The following is a 19,978-nucleotide window of genomic DNA, read 5'->3' as shown; positions in this document are numbered from 1 at the left end:
GGTCCCGCGGTGGTGAGCGGGGTCCGGGCCGGGCGGGCGTCACCGGCCGCCCCGGGCGTGCCGGGCGAGGTGGCGCAGGGCTTCGGCGAACTCCTCGGCCACCCGGCGCACGGTCGCGGTGTCGTGGACGCCGGGCCGGTGGTGCCAGGTGAAGGCGAGCCGGCCGTGCTGCACGGCGCCGACCACCTCCACCGGGTGCGAGCCGGGGTCACGGGGATCGTGGTCCTGCCCGAAGGAGCCGTGTTCGGCGCGGACCAGGCCGCCGCCGGCGGTGTCGGGGCGGGCGTCCCACTGGCCGAGGTAGTTGAACACCACCTGGCTGTGCGCGGCGCCGCCGAGGCGTTCGCGGACCTCGGGCGTACCGAAGGTGCGCAGCGCGCCGAAGCCGATGCCGTTGCCGGGTACGGCGCGCAGCTGGCGGCGCACCGACTTCACCAGGGACCGCCAGTCGCGGTCCGGTCCGAGGTCGCCGGGGTCGGGCACCTGGACGGCGACCGGGTAGACGGTGGTGAACCAGCCGACGGTGCGGGAGAGGTCGACGCCGTCGAGCAGGTCCTCGCGGCCGTGGCCCTCCAGGTCCAGGCGGACCCGGTCGCGTCCGGTCCAGCGGGCGAGCGCGAGGGCGAGGGCGGCGAGCAGGACGTCGTTGACCCGGGTGCGGTAGGCGGTGGGCGCGGACCGCAGCAGGGCCGTGGTGTCGTCCTCGCCGAGTTCCACGCTCACCGTGGCGGCGGGTCCCGCGCCGGGTGCCGGGGCCGGTACGTCCTCGGTGGCCACCGCCTGTTCCCAGTAGGGCAGTTCGTGATCGAGGCCGCCCTCGGCGACGTGTGCGGCGAGGCCGCGGGCCCAGTCCCGGAAGCTGGTGCCGCGCTCGCCCAGGGTGACCGGGCCGCCGTGGCGGGCCTGCCGGTAGGCGGTCTCCAGGTCGTCGCTCAAGATGCGCCAGGAGACGGCGTCCACCACCAGGTGGTGGGCGACGAGGAGGAGGAACGCGGGCCGGCCGGCGTCGCCGGTGAACAGGGCCGCGCGCAGTTGCGGGCCGCGGGCCAGGTCGAAGCCCGCGTGCAGTTCGTCGGCGGTCTTCGCCATGGCCGCGTCGGCCTCCTCGGCGGACAGCCCGGTCAGGTCGTGGCGGACGAGGAGGTCGTGGCCGGGGGCCGGCGGCGGGTTGAACTGCCGCCAGCCGTCGGCCTCCCGGGTGAACCGCATGCGCAGCGCGTCGTGGTGCTCCAGCAGCGCGTCGAGGGCGGCGCGCAGCGCCCGCGGGTCGGGGGTGCCGTCGAGTTCCAGCAGCGCCGACTGGTTGAAGTGGTGGCGGGCGGCACGGGGTGTGGTGAGGAACCACGACTGGATCGGGGTGAGCGGCACCTCGCCGGTCACCGGGCCGTCGTCGGAGCGGCGGGGCGCGGTGCGGACCACGGTGGCGAGTTCGGCGACGGTCTGGTGCGTGAACAGGTCCCGGGTGGCCACGTGCAGGCCGTCGCGGCGCAGCCGCGAGACCACCTGCATGGTCAGGATGGAGTCGCCGCCGAGCGCGAAGAAGTTGTCGTCGGCGCCGACCTCCTCGATGCCCAGCACATCGGACCAGATGCGGGCGATCCGGCGTTCGGTGTCGGTGCGCGGCGCGGTGCGCGGGCCGTCGGCGGAGCGCACCGGCCCGGGTGCGGGCAGGGCCCGCCGGTCGGTCTTGCCGTTCGGGGTGAGCGGCAGCCGGTCGAGCGGCACGAAGACGGACGGCACCATGTGCGGGGGCAGCGACCCGGCCAGGTGCAGGCGCAGTTCACCGACGGGCAGCACCGCGGCGGACGGCTCGGCGGCGGACGGTTCGGTGGTGGACGGCTGGGTGGTGGACGGTTCGGCCGGGACGACGTAGGCGACGAGCCGGGCCGGTGCGCCCGGGCCCTCCTCCGCGCGGACGACGACGACCGCGTCCCGCACCAGCGGGCTGCGCCGCAGCGCGCTCTCGATCTCGCCGGGTTCGATGCGGAAGCCGCGCAGCTTGACCTGGTCGTCGGCGCGTCCGGCGAAGCGGAGCCGGCCGTCGGCGGTCCAGCGGACCAGGTCCCCGGTGCGGTACATCCGCTCCCCCGGCGCGCCGAACGGGTCGGCGACGAACCGCTGGGCGGTGAGCCCCGGCCGGCCCAGGTAGCCGCGCGCGAGGCCGGGCCCGGCGAGGTACAGCTCGCCGGTCACGCCGGGCGGTACGGGACGCAGCGCGGCGTCGAGCACGCGGACCCGGGTGCCGCCGGCGGGACGGCCGATGGACGGGGCGCCGGTGCCGGGGGTCAGCGGGCCGGTCCAGGTGGCGACCACGGTGGCCTCGGTGGGCCCGTAGGAGTTGATCATCCGGCGGCCGGGGGCCCAGGCGTCGACCAGGTCGGCCGGGCAGGCCTCGGCGCCCACGATGAGGGTGCGCAGGGCGGGCAGGGCGTCGGCGGTCTCCGCCGGTACGGTGGCCAGCGCGGCCGGCGGGATCAGGGCGTGGCTGACCTGCCGCTCGGCGAGCACCTCGGCCAGCCGCTCCCCGACCAGCGGGCCCTCCTCGCCGGTGACCAGCGCGGCCCCGCTCAGCAGGGAGACGCACAGCTCCAGCACGGAGGCGTCGAAGCTGGGCGAGGCGAACTGCAGCACCCGGTCGCCGGGGCCGGCCGCGTACTGCTCGGCGGCCGCCGCGGCGAAGGAGGCGAGGCCCCGGTGGGTGACCGCCACACCCTTGGGGGTGCCGGTGGAGCCGGAGGTGTAGATGACGTAGGCGGGGTGGGCGGGGGTGAGGGCGGTGGGGCGGTCGGTGTCCGTGGGTGCCGTCTCGGGCCCGTCGGCGGCCCACACCTCGGCGGGGTCGCCGAGGACGAGGTGGGCTCCCGCGTCCCGGATCATGAACTCCCTGCGCTGCGGCGGGTAGTCGGGGTCGACGGGCAGGAAGGCGCCGCCTGCCTTGGCGACCGCGAGCTGGGCCACGACGGCCGCCGCCGAGCGGGGCAGCGCCAGGGCCACCACCCGCTCCGGGCCGACACCGTCCCCGAGGAGCCGGTGGGCGAGCCGGTTGGCGGCCCGGTCCACCTCCGCGTACGTCAGCTCCCGGTCGCCGTCGACCAGCGCCGGCGCGTCCGGGGTGCGGGCGGCCTGCCGTTCGAACAGGGCGGGCAGGGTGGACTCCGGTACCGGGCGGAAGGTGCCCCGGCCCTGGTCCAGCAGGGTCTTCAGCTCGTCGGCGGAGGTCAGCGGGAGGGTGCCGAGCGGGCGTTCCGGGTCCTCGGCGACGGCGTGCAGCAGGGTGCCGAGCTGGGCGGCCATCCGTTCGGCGGTGGCCTGGTCGAACAGGTCGGTGTTGTAGGTGAGCAGGCCGTCCAGCGCTCCCGAGCCGGTCTCGGCGAACTCCAGGGTGAGGTCGAACGCGGCCTGCTCCGACTCCGGTTCGACGTCGGTGACGTCCAGTCCGGGCAGGTCCAGTCCGGCGCCCGGGGTGTTCTGCAGGACGACCATGACCTGGAAGAGAGGGCTGCGGCTGGTGTCGCGGACCGGCTGCACCTCGTCCACGACCCGTTCGAACGGCACGTCCTGGTGGGCGAAGGCGTCGAGGACGGTCTGCCGTACGGCGGTGAGGAACCCGGTGAAGGGCTGCCCGGCCTCGGCCCGGGAACGCAGCACCAGGGTGTTGACGAAGAACCCGACGAGGCCCTGCGTCTCGGGCCGCTCGCGGCCGGAGGCGACGGTGCCGACGGCGATGTCCTCGGCGCCGGAGAGCCGGGCGAGGTAGGCCTGCGCGGCGGCGACGAGCGTGGTGAACAGGGTGGTCCCGTGCTCCCGGGCGATCCGGGTCAGCCCCCGCACGGTCCCGGCGGACACCGCCAGCCGGGTGGTCGCGCCGGCGCTGGTGCGCACCGGCGGCCGGGGCCGGTCGGTGGGCAGGTCCAGCGGTGCGGTGTCGGCCAGGTGCCGCTTCCAGTAGGCGAGGTGCTCCTCCGCGCCGGTGTCCCCGGCACCGCGCTGCCAGTGCGCGTAGTCGGCGTACCGGACCGGCAGCGGCGGCAACTCGCCGTCCACGACACCCAGTTCGGCTCGGTAGTAGTGGGCGAGGTCGCCGAGCAGCACGGAGGTGGACCAGCCGTCGGTGACGATGTGGTGCAGGGTGAGGGCGAGCACGTGCTCGTCCTCGGCCAGCCGGACCAGACCGGTGCGCAGCAGCGGCCCCTCGCGCAGGTCGAAGGGGCGGGAGCGCTCCTCGGCGAGCAGGCTCCGCAGCGCCGGCTCCTTCTCCCTTCCGCCCAGCCGGGACAGGTCGCGTACGGGCAGCGGAACATCCTGCGGCGGGTGGACGAGCTGGACGCCGTGCCCGTCGACGCTGTCGAAGGTGGTGCGCAGCGACTCGTGCCGGGCCACCAGTGCGCCGAGGGCGGCGCGCAGGGCACGGGTGTCCAGGGTGCCGCGCAGCCGGAGGGCGAGCGCGGTGACGTACTCCGCGCCGCCGGGTGCGAACTCCTCCAGGAACCACAGGCGTTGCTGGGCGTACGACATCGGCGCGGGCCCCTCCCCGGCGGCCGGCGTGATGGCGGCCCGTCCGGTCCCCTGCCGTGCGCCGAGCAGGCGGGCGAGTCCGGCCGGCGTGGGGTGGGTGAACACCGCGCGCGGGGTGAGGTCGGTGTCGAAGGCCTCGGCGAGGCGGGAGGCGAGCCGGATGCTGAGGATCGAGTCGCCGCCCAGCTGGAAGAAGTCGTCCTCGACGCCGGGCGGTTCGCTGCCCAGCACCTCGCCGAAGACGGCGGCCGTACGGCGCTCGGCCTCGGAGCGGGGCTCGACCCGGGTGCGCCCCGGCACGGCCTCCGGTGCGGGCAGCGCGGCCCGGTCGACCTTGCCGTTGGGGCTGAGCGGGAGCGCGGCGAGCGGGACGACGGCGGTGGGCACGAGGTAGTCGGGCAGGGTGCGGGCGGCGAAGGCCCGCAGGTCCTCGCCGTCCTGTCCGGCCGGTCCGACGACGTAGGCCACGAGCCGCTTGGCGCCCGGCCGGTCCTCGCGGGCCAGCACGGCCACGTCGACGACGTCCGGGTGGGCGGCGAGGGCGGCCTCGACCTCGCCGGGCTCGACCCGGAAACCGCGGATCTTCACCTGGTCGTCGGCGCGGCCCAGGAACTCGACGGTGCCGTCCGGCCGCCGCCGGGCCAGGTCGCCGGTGCGGTACATGCGGGCGCCGGGCGGGCCGTAGGGGTCGGCGGGGAAGCGGGCCGCGGTGTCGCCGGGGCGGCCCAGGTAGCCGCGGGCGACGCCCTCGCCGGCCAGGTACAGCTCGCCCGCGCAGCCCGGCGGGACGGGCCGCAGCCGGGCGTCGAGGACGTGCACCCGCATGTCGTCCAGGGGCCGGCCGATGGGCACGGTGTCGGGCACCGCGGCCGGGTCGGTCAGGGCGCAGGAGGTGGCGAAGGTGGTGGTCTCGGTGGGTCCGTAGCCGTCCACGACGGTCAGGCCGGGGCAGGCGGCCAGCACCCGGCGCACGGCCTGCGCGGGCACGACGTCGCCGCCGGTCCACACCTGCTTCAGGCCCCGGAAGCAGTCGGGGGCGTCCTGCGCGAGCAGCCGGAACAGTCCGGCGGTCAGCCACAGCGCGGTCAGGCCGCCGTCGGCGGCGAGCCGGCGCAGCAGGGCCGCGTCCACGTTCTCACCCGGGGCGACGACCACGCAGCCACCGGTCAGGAGCGGGGCCCACACCTCGAAGGTGGCGGCGTCGAAGGCCACCGGCGAGTGCAGCAGCACCCGGGCGCAGACGCCGTCGGCGAACCGGCTGTCGGTGGCGAGCGCGGCCACGTCCCGGTGCCGTACGGCGACCGCCTTGGGCAGGCCGGTGGAGCCGGAGGTGAACATCACGTAGGCCAGCCGGTCGGGGTCGGCGGCCGGTGTCCGCGCCTCCCCGGTGCCGGTGCGGGCGGCGGTCACGTCGGCGGCGGTGAGCCGGACGGTGACGCCGGCCCGGGCGAGGAGGGTGCGGCGGCGCTCCTCGGGGGCCCGGGTGTCGACGGGGACGTAGGCGCCGCCCGCCATCAGCACCGCGAGCTGGGCGACGACGAGTTCGGCGGAGCGGTCCATCAGCAGCGCCACCCGGTCCTCGGCCGCCAGCCCGTCCGCCACCAGCCGTACGGCCAGCCTGCCGGCCCAGTCGTGCAGTTGGCCGTAGGTCAGCCCGCGGTCGCCGTCCCGGACCGCGAGGGCGCCCGGGGTACGGCGGGCCTGCTCCGCGAACAGGTCCACCGGACTGCGCGGGGCGGCCGGGCGGGCGGTGGTGTTCCAGGCGGCCAGCAGCTCGCGGTCGGCCGGGGTGAGCAGGTCCAGGGCGGCCAGGTCGGTGTCGAACCCGCCGGCCAGGGCGGTGAGCAGGGCGGCCAGCCGGTCCGCGGCGCGTCGGGCGGTGCCGGCGTCGAACAGGTCCGGGTCGTAGGCCAGGTCGAATCCGAGCCGTTCTGACAGGTGGGCGCGCAGGCACCACGGGAAGGTGGTGGCGTCGTCTGCGCGCACCTCCTCGACGCGGACGCCCGTGCGGGCCGTGGCCGACTCGTCCACGGGGTAGTTCTCGAACACCACCATGCTGTCGAAGAGCGGCTCCCCGGACGGGACTTCGCCGACGGCCTGGATGCGGGGCAGGGCCAGGAAGTCGAAGCGGCGGGCGTCGCTCTGCCGGTCCTGGAGGTCACGCAGCCAGGGCAGCACCGGTCCGGCGGGTATCCGGACCCGGGCCGGCACGGTGTTGATGAACATGCCGATCATGCCGTCGACGCCGGGCAGTTCGGCCGGGCGGCCGGAGACGGTGGTGCCGAACACCACGTCGTCCCGGCCGCTGTAGCGGGCCAGCAGCAGCGCCCAGGCGCCCTCCACCACGGTGTTGACGGTGAGTCCGGCGCGGGCCGCGGCCTGGCGGAGCCGGCCGGAGACCCGCGCGTCCAGCTCGTGGTGGACGGCGGCGGCGGAGCGGGCGCGGTGGGCCTCGGCGGGTGTGCGGTCGTACGGCAGCGGGGTGCGGGCGGTGAACCCGGCCAGCGTCTCGGCCCAGTGCCGCTCGGCCGCCGGCTCGTCCTGCTCGCGCAGCCAGTGCAGGAAGTCGGCGAAGGGCCGGCGCACCGGGGGCGCGGGTTCGGGGCCGCCGGTCAGGGCGGCGTACCGCTCGCACACCTCGGTGAGCAGCTGCCCGGTGCTCCAGCCGTCGAGGACGATGTGGTGGGTGGACCACAGCAGCAGCACCTCGTCGCCGGGCAGGGCGGCCAGGGTGAGCCGGGTCAGCGGGGCGGTGCCGAGGTCCAGGCCGGCCGCGCGGTCCTCGGCGAGCAGCCGCTCGGTGGCCTCCGTGCGCTCTGCGGGCGTCAGGGTGCGCCAGTCGAGGTGGGTGACGGGCAGCTCGGCGCGCTGGTGGACGACCTGCACCGGGTGAGGCAGGCCCTGCCAGTGGACGCTGGTGCGCAGGGCCGGCGTGCGGTCGGCGACCAGCTGCCAGGCGGCGGCGAAGGCGCGCGGGTCGGCGACGCCGGACAGCCGTACCGCCGTCCGGTCGAAGTAGGCGTGCTCGGTGTCCACCAGGCCGTGGAAGAGCATGCCGGACTGGAGCGGGGTGAGCGGCAGGACGTCCTCGACGTGCCGGCCGGTGCCGACGAGCCGGTCCAGCCGGTCCTGGGCGAGGCCCGCGAGCGGGAAGTCGGAGGGGGTGCGGCCGCCCGTGCCGGGCCGGGCGCAGTGCGCCGCGATGTCCGCCAGCGCCGCGAGCATCTCCTCGGCGAGCCGGCGGACCGTGCTCTCGTCGTAGACCTCCGCCGGGTAGGTCCAGCCGAGTTCGAGCCGGCCTTCCTGGACCACGCCGGTGATGTCCAGCAGGTACGGGCGGGGTTCGGCCGGGTCGGTGTCCCGGCCCGCCGGCGGCAGGGCGCCGCGGAACAGGCCGCCGGCGCCCCCGGTGTCCCACTGGCCGTGGTAGTTGAAGCCGACCTGCGGGGCCGGGGCGCCGGTGAGCGGGCCGTCGGGCCGCAGGTGGCGCAGGGCGCCGTGGCTCAGGCCGTGCAGCGGCACCGCGCGCAGCTGCTCCTTGACCGAGCGGAGGGTGTCGTGCCAGCCGGCGTCCGGGGCGACGCGCAGGGCGAGCGGGAACTCGGCGGTGAACCAGCCGACGGTCCGCGAGAGGTCCACGTCCTCGAACAGGTCCTCGCGGCCGTGCCCCTCCACGCCGAGCAGCACCGTGTCGCGTCCGCACCAGCGGGCCAGGGTGCGGCCGAGGGCGCTGAGCAGGACGTCGTTGACCTGGGTGCGGTAGGCCTCCGGGACCTGCCGCAGCAGGGCCTCGGTGGTCTGCTCGTCCAGCGTGACGGTGAGCGTGGCGGCGGCGCCGTGGGTGTTCGGGCCGGGGCGGCCGGCGGGCAGGGCGGCCGGGGCCGCGCCGGTGCGCGTCCAGTACGGCAGGTCGGCGTCCAGGGCGCCGGAGCGGGTGTGCCGGTCCAGGCGGGCGGCCCAGTGGCCGTAAGGGGTGCCGGTGGCGGGCAGCTCGACGGGCCGGCCGGCCGCGGCGGCCCGGTGGGCGCTCTCCAGGTCCCCCAGCAGGATGCGCCAGGACACCCCGTCGATGACCAGGTGGTGTGCGGTGACGACCAGTTGCCCCGGCCGCTGCGGGCCCCGGTCGAAGAGCAGGACGCGGACGACCCGGCCGGCGACGGGATCGAGGCCGGCCTGCGCCTCGTCCGTGAGCCGCTGGACGACGGCCTCCAGCGCCGTGTCGTCCAGCCCGGCCACGTCGTGGCGGCTGAAGACGCCGTCCGGCGTCTCGGGCAGCGCCTCCTGGCGCCAGCCGTCGGCGGTGTGGCGGAAACGGGTGCGCAGGGCCGGGTGATGGCCCACGACGGCGCCGACGGCCTGTCCCAGTGCGGAGTGGTCGGTGCCCGGGGCGAGTTCGAGGCGCTGGGTCATGGTGAACCGGAGCGGCCGCGCGGGGTCGCGGCCGTCCAGGTACCAGTGCTGGATCGGGGTGAGCGGCGCCTCGCCCGTCTCCTCGGCGGCGACCGGGCGCGGGGCGGACTCCTTCGCCCGCAGGGCGAGTTCGGCGACCGTCTGGTGGCGGAAGACGTCCTTGGTGGTGAGGGCGAGGCCGGCCTGCCGGGCGCGGGAGACGATCTGGATGCTCAGGATGGAGTCGCCGCCGAGCGTGAAGAAGTTGTCGCGCGCGCCGACCCGTTCGACGCCGAGCACCTCCGCCCAGATCGCGGCCAGGCGTTCCTCCGTGCCGGGCCGGGGCGCGACGTACGGAGTGCTGCTGTCGGGCTGTGCGGGCGGGGCGGGCAGGGCGCGCCGGTCGGTCTTGCCGCTGGTGGTGCGCGGGATGCGGGCCAGCGGGACGAAGGCGGTCGGCACCATGTGGTCGGGCAAGGTGCGGCGCAGTGCCAGGCGCAGCTCGTCGGCGGACGCCAGGCGCTCGCCGGCGGGCACCACGTAGCCGACGAGCATGAGCCGGCCGGCGTGTTCGCGTGCGGTGACCGCGGCGTCGGCGACGTCCGGGTGGTCCAGGATGGCGGCCTCCACCTCGCCGGGCTCGATGCGGAATCCACGGATCTTGACCTGTTCGTCCACCCGGCCCAGGAACTCCAGCAGTCCGTTCCGGTCCCAGCGGGCGCGGTCCCCGGTGCGGTACATCCGCTCCCCCGGCGCGCCGAACGGGTCGGCGGGGAAGCGGGCCGCGGTGAGGCCGGGCCGGTGCAGGTAGCCGCGGGCCACCTGCGACCCGGCCAGGTACAGCTCGCCGGGCACCCCGGGCGGCACCGGGCGCAGGGCGCCGTCGAGGACGTAGGCGCGCAGGTTGCCGCCGGGGCGGCCGATGACGGGGCGGTCGGGCCGGTCGGCGAAGCGGCCGTAGACGGCGTCGACGGTGCACTCGGTGGGCCCGTACATGTTGTACACCGAGACGTTCAGTTCCCGTTCGACGCGCGCGAGTTCGCGCCAGTCGGCGGCGGTGACGGCCTCGCCGCCGACGAGCAGCAGGCGCGGGTGGTGGCGGCCGGGGGCGAGCAGGCCGGCGGCGGTGAGTTCGCGGAGGAAGGACGGGGTGACGTTGACGAGGTCGAGGCGGTGTGCGGCGACCTGGGCGCAGAACGCCTCCGGGTCCAGGCGTACGTCCTCGTCGATCAGGTGGACCTCGTGGCCGAGGGCGAGGAGCAGCGGCCCTTCCCAGGAGGTGTCGAAGGAGAAGGAGGCGCTGAGCGCGGCCCGCAGCCGCCGGCCGCCGGCGGTGTGCGGGGCGAGCAGGTGCGCGCGGTGGTCCTGGCACAGGTTGACCAGCTGCCGGTGTTCGACGGCGACACCCTTGGGGCGGCCGGTGGAGCCGGAGGTGTAGACGATGTAGGCGGTGTGCCCGGGCAGCAGGGGCCGGACGCGGTCGGCGTCCGTCGGATCGTGTGCGGGCAGCTCGTCCCAGGGCACCGTCGTGAGGTCGGTGAGCAGGGTGTGCGGGCGGGCGTCGGCGAGCAGGAAGTCCTGCCGTTCCCGCGGGAGTCCGGGGTCCAGGCAGAGCAGGGTGGCGCCCGCCTTGAGGACGGCGAGGAGTGCCGTCATCAGGTCCGAGGTGCGCGGGAGCCGTACGGCGACGACGTCCTCGGGGCCGGCGCCCCGGGTGATGAGGTGGTGGGCGAGCCGGTTGGCGCGCCGGTTCAGCGCGGCGAAGTCCAGGGTGGTGTCGCGGGCCGCCAGGGCGGTGTGGTGCGGGGTGCGGGCGGCCTGCGCCTCGAACAGGGCGGGGAAGGTGGTGTCGGGCTCGGGCAGCCGGGCGCCCCGGCCCTGCCGGAGGACCTGCTGCCGTTCGGCGTCGCTCATCAGCGGCAGGCGGCCCACGGCCTGTCCGGGATCCGCGGCGGCGGCCTCCAGCAGGATCCGCAGCCGGGCGGCGAGGCGCTCGGCGGTGCCGGCGTCGAACAGCCCGGTGTTGTACTCCAGGTAGCCGGTGAGGCCGCCGTCGGTCTCCGTGAAGTCGAAGGCGAGGTCGAAGGTGGCGGTGCGGACCGGCGGGGTCACCGGCTCCACCGCCAGGCCGGGCAGCCGGGGTGACTGCGCGCCGAGGTTGTGCAGGGCGACCATGACCTGGAACAGCGGGGTGCGGCTGGTGTCCCGCTCGGGCTGGACGGCGTCCACGACCCGCTCGAAGGGCACCTCCTGGTGGGCGAACGCCTCCAGGACGGTGGTGCGCACCTCGGCCAGCAGCTCCCGGAACGGCAGGTCGGGGCGGACCCGGGCGCGCAGCACCAGCGTGTTGACGAACATGCCGACCATGTCGTGCAGTTCGGGCCGGTCGCGGCCGGCGGTGACGGTGCCGACGGTGACGTCCTCCTGGCCCGCCCAGCGGGCGAGCAGGACCTGGCAGGCGGCGACCAGGGTCATGTAGAGGGTGGCGTCGGACTCCCGGCCCCGGGCGCGCAGCCGCTCGGTCAGCGCGGCGGGCAGGGTGAAGGTCACCAGGGCGCCCTCGCGGGTGCGGACGGCCGGCCGGGGCCGGTCGGTGGGCAGCTCCAGCGGGGTCACGCCGTCCAGGGTCCGGCGCCAGTGCGCGAGTTCGGCCTCGGCCCGCTCGGCGCGGGTGCGCTGCCAGGCGGCGTAGTCGGTGTAGCGGACGGGCAGCTGGGGCAGGCCGGGGCGGCGGTCCTCCAGGGCCGCCGCGTACAGCTCGCCCAGGTCCCGGGCCAGCACGCCGGTGGACCAGCCGTCGGTGACGATGTGGTGCGCGGCCAGCACGAGGACGTGTTCGTCTGCGGCGAGCCGGGCCAGGCGGGCCCGGAACAGCGGCCCGGTGGCCAGGTCGAAGGGGGTGGCGGCCTCGCGGTCCAGCAGGGCGTCGAGGGCGGCGGGGTCCGGGAGGTCGTCCACCGGGAGGTCCACGGGGCGCGCCGGCTGGACGAACTGCGCCGCCTCGCCGTCGTGTTCGGTGAACGTGGTGCGCAGGGTCGTGTGCCGGGCGACCAGGCCGTCCAGGGCGGTGCGCAGGGCGGCGGTGTCGAGCGGGCCGCGCAGCCGGAGCACGGACAGGGTGGTGTACTCGGTGCTGCCCGGCTCGAACCGGTCCAGGAACCACAGGCGCTGCTGGGCGTACGACAGCGGCGCCGGGCCGTCCCCGGCGGCGGCCGGTATGACGTCGGTGGTGTTCCCGGTCCGGGGCTCGCCCAGCGCGTCCGCGAGGGCGGAGACGGTGGAGTGGGTGAACAGCAGCCGGGGTGAGACGTCCGTGCCGAAGGCGGCGCGCAGCCGTGAGGTGACGCGGACGGCGAGGATGGAGTCGCCGCCGAGGGCGAAGAAGTCGTCGTCGGCGCCGACCTCGTCGGTGTCCAGGACGTCGGTCCACGCGGCGGCGACCAGCCGTTCGGCCGGGGTGCGCGGCGGGGTCCGGGTGCCGTCGGCGGCGAAGCCGTCGGGGCCGGGCGCGGGCAGCGCGCGCCGGTCGAGCTTGCCGTTGACGGTGAGCGGCAGCGCGGCCATCGGCACGTAGGCGGCCGGCACCATGTGCGCGGGCAGCAGCGCCTCCAGGTGGGCGCGGAGTTCGGCGGCGGGCGGCGGCGGTACGGCGCGGTCGCCGGTGCCGGTGCCGGTGCCGACGACGTGGGCGACGAGCCGGCGGGTGCCGGCGGTGTCCTCGTACACGCCGACGGTGGCGGCGCCCACGCCGGGGTGGCGGTGCAGGGCGGCCTCGATCTCGCCGGGTTCGATGCGGTAGCCGCGGATCTTGACCTGCTGGTCGGCGCGGCCCAGGTACTCCAGGGTGCCGTCGGCCCGCCAGCGGGCCCGGTCCCCGGTGCGGTACATGCGGGTGCCGGGCGGTCCGAACGGGTCGGCGGGGAACCGGGTCGCGGTGAGCCCCGGCCGGTTCAGATAGCCGCGCGCGAGGCCCTCGCCGGCGACGAACAGCTCGCCCACGGCCCCCGGCGGCACCGGCTGGAGGGTGTCGTCGAGGACGTAGAGCCGCAGGTCGGGGATGCCGGTGCCGATGGGGCTCGCGGTGCCGGCGCGGACCGCCGTGCGGTCCAGCGGGGCGTGGGTGACGTGCACGGTGGTCTCGGTGATGCCGTACATGTTCACCAGGCGGGGCGCGGTGTCGGGATGGCGGGCGTACCAGTCGGCGAGCCGGGTCACGTCCAGCGCCTCACCGCCGAAGATCACCGTGCGCAGCGCCAGCCGCGCGCTGACGTCGGGGAGTTCGGCGTCGGCCCGGCTGAGCGGGTAGAAGGCGGAGGGCGTCTGGTTGAGGACGGTGACCTGTTCGTCGGCGAGCAGGCGCAGGAAGTCCTCCGGGGAGCGGGCGGTGTCCTCGGGGACGATCACCAGCCGGCCGCCGTGCAGCAGCGGGCCCCACAGCTCCCACACCGAGAAGTCGAAGGCGTAGGAGTGGAACAGCGTCCACACGTCCTCGGGGCCGAAGCCGAACCAGTGCCGGGTGCGGGTGAACAGCCGGACCACGTTGGCGTGCGGGACGACGACACCCTTGGGCCGGCCGGTGGAGCCGGAGGTGAAGATGGCGTAGGCGGGGCTCTCGGGCAGCGCGCGGCGGGCCGGGCCGGTGACCGGGCGCCGGGCCAGGTCGGCGCGGACGCCGGGGTCGTCCAGCAGGAGGACCGGCAGGGCCGGGTCGGCCGCGGCCTGCCGGGTGGTCACGAGCGCCACCGGCCGGGCGTCGGCGAGCAGGTCCCGGACGCGTTCGCCGGGCAGCGCGGGGTCGACGGGCAGGTAGGCGGCGCCGGTCCTGAGGACGGCGAGGACCGCCACGACGAGGTCGGTGGAGCGGGGCAGCGCGAGGGCGACGAACGTCTCCGGTCCGGCGCCGAGTTCGGTGAGCCGGTGCGCGAGCCGGGCCGCCCGCGCGTCCAGGGTGGCGTAGTCGAGCCGGTCGTCGCCGCAGGTGACGGCCTCGGCGTGGGGGGTGCGGGCGGCCTGGGCGGCGAACAGGGCGTCCAGGGTGTCGGCGGGCCTGCCCGCCTCGGTGCCGTTCCAGTCGGCCAGCATCCGCCGCCGCTCCTCGGCGGTCGTCCAGGCGAGGGCGCGCACGGGCCGGTCCGGGTCGTCGGCCAGCTCGGTGAGCAGCAGGCACAGCCGGTCGGCGAGGGACCGTACCGTCGCCGCGTCGAACAGCTCGGGGTCGTAGCCGAGGTCGAAGCCGAACCGCTCGCCCTGGTAGGCCCGCAGCACGAGGGGGTAGTTGGTGGCGTCGCGGGCGGAGACGTCCGTGAGGCGGATCCCGGTGCCGGCCGAACGGGCCTGGTCGAAGGGGTAGTTCTCGAAGGCGACCATGCTGTCGAACAGCGGGCTGCCGGCGGGCACGTCGCTGAAGGAGGTCAGCTCGGCGAGGGAGACCGCGGCGAACCGCCGTGCCTCGGCCTGCTCCTCCTGCAGCTCCCGCAGCCAGTCGGCGGCACCGCGGCCGCCGTCCACACGGACCCGGGTGGGCAGGGTGTTGATGAACATGCCGACCATCGACTCGACGCCGGGCAGGTCGTCGGGGCGGCCGGAGACGGTGGTCCCGAACAGCACGTCCCGCTCGGCGCCGTAGCGGGACAGCAGGAGCGCCCAGGCGCCCTGCACCACCGTGCCGAGGGTGAGTCCGGCCGCGCGTGCGGTGGCGGCCAGCCGTGCGGACACCTTCTCGGACAGGCCGGCGGTGTGCACGCGGCCGGAGCGGGTCTCGTGGCCCGGACGCCGGACGCGGTCGACGGGCAGCGGGGTCGGGGTGGCGAACCCGGCGAGGACGCCGCGCCAGTGTGTGCGGGCGGCTGCGGTGTCCTGGCCGGACAGCCAGCGCACGTAGTCGGCGAACGGCCGGCGTACCGGGGACGGGGTGCCGGCGCCGGTGGTGAGGGCCGCGTACTCCTCGAAGACGTCGGTGAGCACCTGGGCCAGGCTCCAGCCGTCCAGGATCAGGTGGTGGGAGGTCCACAGCAGGTGAAGCCGGTCCTCGGGCAGCCGGATCAGGGTGAGCCGCATCAGGGGGGCGGCGGCGAGGTCCAGGCCGCGCGCCAGGTCGTCGGCGCGCAGCCGGTCCAGCCGCTCCTCCCGCTCCCCCGCGTCCAGGTCCCGCCAGTCCAGCTGCTCCGTCGGGACGGTGACGTGCCGGTGCACGATCTGGAGCGGTACCGGCACGTCCTCCCACACGACGGAGGTGCGCAGGGCGGGCGTGCGGTCGGTCACCCGCTGCCAGGCCGCGGCGAGGGAGCCGGGGTCGCTCACCCCGTCCAGCAGGAGTGCGGCCTGGTCGACGTACACGTCGTCCGGGCCGCCGACCAGCCGGTGGAAGAGCATGCCCTCCTGGAGCGGGGTGAGCGGCAGCAGGTCCTCCACGTCCCGGCCGTCGCCCGCCAGGCGGTCGACGCCAGCCTGGTCGAGGCCGGCGAGCGGGAAGTCGGAGGGGGTACGGCCGCCCGCGCCGGGTCCGGCGCAGTGCTCGGCGATGGCGGCGAGCGCGCGCACCATGCCCTCGGCCAGTTCCCGGACGGTCCCGGAGCGGTGCACCTGGTCGCTGTAGTGCCAGGTGATCTCCAGCTCGCCGTCGGCGACGAGGGCGGACACGTCCAGCAGGTGGTCCAGCGGCGCGCCGGGGTCCGTGTCCCGGCCGGGTACGTCGGCGACGGGGGCGAAGTCCCCTCCGCCGGGGGCCTCCCACTGGCCGTGGTAGGTGAAGCACACCTGGGGCAGCGGGAGTCCGGCGAGGGCCCGGGCGGCGTCCCCGGGTGAGCCGAGGTGGCCGAGCGCCTGGTAGCTCAGGCCGCGGCGGGGCACGGCCCGCAGCCGCTCCTTGACGGCCTTGAGCGTGGCCCCCCAGTCGGCCGGTGCGGCCGGGGTCAGGGTGACCGGGTACTGGGTGGTGAACCAACCGACCGTGCGGGACAGTTCGGCGCCCTCGGCCAGGTCCTCCTCGCGGCCGTGGCCCTCCAGGGCGACGGTCACCCGGTCCGTGCCGGTCCAGTCGGCCAGCACCCGGGCCAGCGCGCTCAGCAGCACGTCGTTGACCTGGGTGCGGTAGGCCGCGGGTACGTGGCGCAGCAGCGCCTCGGTGGTGGCGCGGTCCACCCGGGTGCGGACGGTGCGCACGGATCCGGCGAGCGGGGTGCCGGGGAGGTCGACGGGGAGCGGGGGGTGCGGCCGTCCGGTTTCCGCCGTCCAGTACGGCAGGTCGTCGTCGAGGTCGCCGGCCCGGACCCGGTCGGCGAGGTCGCGCGCCCAGTCGGCGAACGGGGTGTGCTCGGGCTCCAGCCGGGGTTCCTCGCCCGCCGCCGCCTGCCGGTAGGCCTGCTCCAGGTCGGCGAGCAGCACCCGCCAGGAGACGCTGTCGACCGCCAGGTGGTGTGCGGTCAGGAAGAGTTGGGGGCGCGGTCCGGCGGTGAGCAGGGCGGCGCGGAACAGGGCGCCGGAGGCCGGGTCCAGGGCCGCGCGGGCGGCTGCGGCGGCCTCGTCGGGCGGGGTGCCCGGGTCGTGGCGGGTGAGCAGTCCGGTGGCCGGGCCGGTGCCGGGGTGCTGCCGCCAGGTGTCCCCGGTGCGGGTGAAGCGGGTGCGCAGGGCCGGGTGCCGGGCCACCAGGGCGTGCACGGCCTGTTCCAGCGCCCGCTCGTCCAGGTCGTACGGCAGGTCGAGCAGCATCGACATGCTGAAGTGCCGCAGCGGGCCGTGCGTGGCGAGGAACCACTCCTGGACGGGGGTGAGCGGGGCGGGTCCGTCCGCGTGCGGGCGCCGGGGGGCGGGCGCGGTCTCGGTGCGGCGGGCCGCGGCGGCGGCCAGGTCCGCGACCGTCTGGTGCCGGAAGACGTCCTGGGAGCCGATCCTGATGCCTGCGGCGCGGGCCCGGGAGACGGCCTGGATGCTGAGGATCGAGTCGCCGCCCAGCTCGAAGAAGTTGTCCGTGACGCCGACCCGTGCCACTGCGAGCACCTCGGCCCAGATGCCGGCCAGGGTCTCCTCGTCGGTGGTGCGCGGGGCGACGAACTCCCGCTCCCGAGCGGGTGTTTCGGGAGCCGGCAGGGCACGGCGGTCCAGCTTGCCGCTGGTGGTCAGCGGCAGCGAGTCGAGCGGGGTGAAGGAGGACGGCACCAGCGCGTCGGGCAGCACCCGGCGCAGGGCCGCCCGCAGGTCGGCGGGGGCGGGCCGGGGCGCGCCGGGCGCGGGTACGACGTAGGCGGCGAGGCGGGTGTGGCCGTGCGCGTCGGGTACGGCGACGACCGCCGCGGCGGTGATGCCGGGCAGTGCGAGCAGGGCGGCCTCGATCTCGCCGGGCTCGATGCGGTGGCCGCGGACCTTGATCTGGTCGTCGGCGCGGCCGAGGTAGTCCAGGCGGCCGTCGGCGGTCCAGCGGGCGAGGTCGCCGGTGCGGTACATGCGGGTGCCGGGCGGCCCGTAGGGGTCGGCGGGGAAGCGGGCGGCGGTCAGGCCGGGGCGGCCGGTGTAACCCCGGGCCAGCTGGGGGCCCGCCAGGTACAGCTCGCCGCCGACGCCGGGCGGCACCGGCTGGAGCCGGTCGTCCAGCACGTACGCCCGCAGGCCCGGCAGGGGGCGGCCCACCAGCGGGCGGTCGCCGCCGTCGACCCGGCAGGACAGCGCGTCGACCGTGCACTCGGTGGGGCCGTAGAAGTTGTGGGCGGTCACGTCCGGGTGGGCGGCCAGTTCCCGCCACAGCGCGGATCCGATCGCCTCGCCGCCGAGCATGAGGACGCGCGGGTGGTGCCGGGGGTCGGTGAGCAGTCCGGCGGGCAGCAGCTGCCGCAGGTAGGAGGGGGTGACGTCGAGGAAGTCGACGCGGTGCCGGACGACGTACTCGACCAGGGCGGCCGGGTCCATCCGGGTCGTCTCGTCCACCAGGTGCAGCGGGTGGCCGTCGGCCATCAGCAGCACGCCTTCGAGGGAGGTGTCGAAGGAGAAGGAGGCGGTGAGCGCGACCCGCAGCGGGCCGCCGCCCGCCTCGGCGACGAAGCCGGCCCGGTGCGCGGCCAGCAGGTGCGCCGCCGCGCGGTGGGAGACGGCGACGCCCTTGGGGCGGCCGGTGGAGCCGGAGGTGTGGATGACGTAGGCGGTGTGCTCGGGGTGCAGCGGGGCACGCCGGTCGGCGTCGGTGGGATCGGTGTCCGGTGCCGTCGCGGGTACGGCGCGCAGGGCGGCCTCGTCCAGGACGAGGGCGGGACGGGCGTCGTCCAGCAGGTACCGGACGCGTTCCTCGGGCAGGGCCGGGTCGAGCGGCAGGTAGCCGGCACCGGACTTCCAGACCGCGAGGATCGCGGTGATCATGTCGGCGGTGCGCGGCAGCCGCAGCGCGACCAGGCGCTCGGGGCCGGCGCCGAGCGCGATGAGGTGGTGGGCGAGCCGGTTGGCGCGGGCGTTGAGCGTGGCGTAGTCCAGCTGCTCGCCGCCCGCGACGAGGGCGAGCGCGTCCGGGGTGCGGGCGGCGCGGCGCTCGAAGAGGGCCGGGTGGAGGGTGTCGTCCACGGCCAGGTCCGGGCCGGCGCTCCAGTCGTGGACGATGCGCCGCACCTCGTCCCCGGACAGCAGGGGCAAGGTGCCCAGCGGGCGGTCCGGGGTGTCGGCGGCGCCCTGGAGCAGCCGCAGCAGCTGTCCGGCCAGCCGCTCGGCCGTGGCCGCGTCGAACAGGTCGGTGCGGTACTCCAGCAGTCCGGTCAGGGCGGTGCCGTCCGGTACGAACTCGATGCTCAGGTCGAAGGTGGCCGCCTGCCGGGGCACGGTGACCGGGCTGGTGTCGAGGGAGTGCGGGGCGGTCGCGGCGGGCGGGTCGGGGTGCAGCAGGACCATCACGTCGAACAGCGGGTTGCGGCCGGGCTCGCGGGGCGCGGCGACCGCCTCCACGACCCGTTCGAACGGCGTGTCGCCGTGGGCGAAGGCGTCGCCCACCGTCCCGGCCGCCTTCGCCAGCAGGTCGCGGAAGGATCCGGAGGCGTCCACGGGGGTGCGCAGCGCGACGGTGTTCACGAAGAACCCGACGGTCCGTTCGAGGTCGGTGCGGGACCGGCCCGGTGTCAGCGAGCCGACGGTGATGTCGTCCTGGCCGGACCAGCGGGCCAGCAGCGCCTGGGTGGCGGCGACCAGGGCGGTGTGCAGGGTGCTGTGCTGTTCTCTGGCGAGGTCGCGCAGCCGGGCGGTGAGGGGGGCGGGCACGGTGAAGGCATGGACGGCTCCCTCTCCCGCCTCCTCGCCGCGCCGGGGCCGGTCCAGGGGCAGCTCGGGGGCGACGGAACCCGACAACTGTCCGCGCCAGTAGTCGAGTTGCTGCTCCAGACGGGGGCCGGAGAGCTGGGCGCGCTGCCACACCGCGAAGTCCGGGTACTGCGTGGCCGGCGGGGCCAGGTCCGGTCGGGCGCCACGGGCGAGGGCGTCGAGGACGGTGCACAGCTCGTCCAGGACCACGCCCATCGACCAGCCGTCGGTGACGATGTGATGTGCCGTCAGCAGCAGGACGTGCGAGGTGGCCGACTCCCGCAGCAGCAGGGCCCGCAGCAGGGGGCCGTGCCGCAGGTCGAAGGGGCGGGAGTACTCGGCCAGCAGGTCCGCGTCCAGGTCACCGGCGTCCCGGACCGGTAGGGGCACCGGTCCCGCGGGGTGCACACGCTGCACCGGACGGCCGTCGGTCTCCTCGAAGGTGGTGCGCAGCGCCTCGTGCCGGGCCACGACGGTGGTGAGGGCCTCGGCCAGCGCCTCGCGGTCGAGCGCGCCGGTGAGACGGACCGCGACGGCGCTGTTGTAGCGGGGGTCGCCGGGGCGCAGCCGGTCCAGGAACCACAGCCGCTGCTGGGCGAAGGACAGCGGCAGCGGGCGGTCCCGGTCGGCGCGCGGGATGCCCTGCCGGGCGGCCGGTGCCGCGCCGCCGGCCCGTCCGGCCAGCCGCCGCTTCAGCGCCTCCCGCAGGTCCTCGGGCAGCGCCTCGGCACGGTCCCGCAGGGACGGCCGGGAGGGCCGAGCGGAGCCGGAGGGGTTGGAAGGGGTCGAAGACGTCATGGTCGTCGGATCC

At 76.3% G+C, this 19,978-nt stretch carries 1 protein-coding gene; it reads right to left on the bottom strand.

Annotation, left to right across the window (positions count from 1 at the left end; all coding sequences use genetic code 11):
- Positions 1 to 39 precede the first annotated feature (39 nt).
- Positions 40 to 19,965: a non-ribosomal peptide synthase/polyketide synthase gene (locus tag IG05_RS0120805; RefSeq protein ID WP_030344683.1), complete on the bottom strand. Its 19,926-nt coding sequence runs from the start codon at positions 19,963 to 19,965 to the stop codon at positions 40 to 42.
- Positions 19,966 to 19,978: the final 13 nt, after the last annotated feature.

The organism is Streptomyces sp. NRRL S-1022, assembly GCF_000720135.1.
In the GTDB taxonomy this organism is placed as follows: Bacteria; Actinomycetota; Actinomycetes; order Streptomycetales; family Streptomycetaceae; genus Streptomyces.
Note: the sequence above shows the minus strand (reverse complement) of the source record. Positions and strands in the feature narration are given on the sequence as shown.

Bases quoted from the DNA above. Each gene is read 5' to 3' on its own strand.
- IG05_RS0120805 (WP_030344683.1), bottom strand. From the start codon at position 19,965: ATGACGTCTTCGACCCCTTCCAACCCCTCCGGCTCCGCTCGGCCCTCC.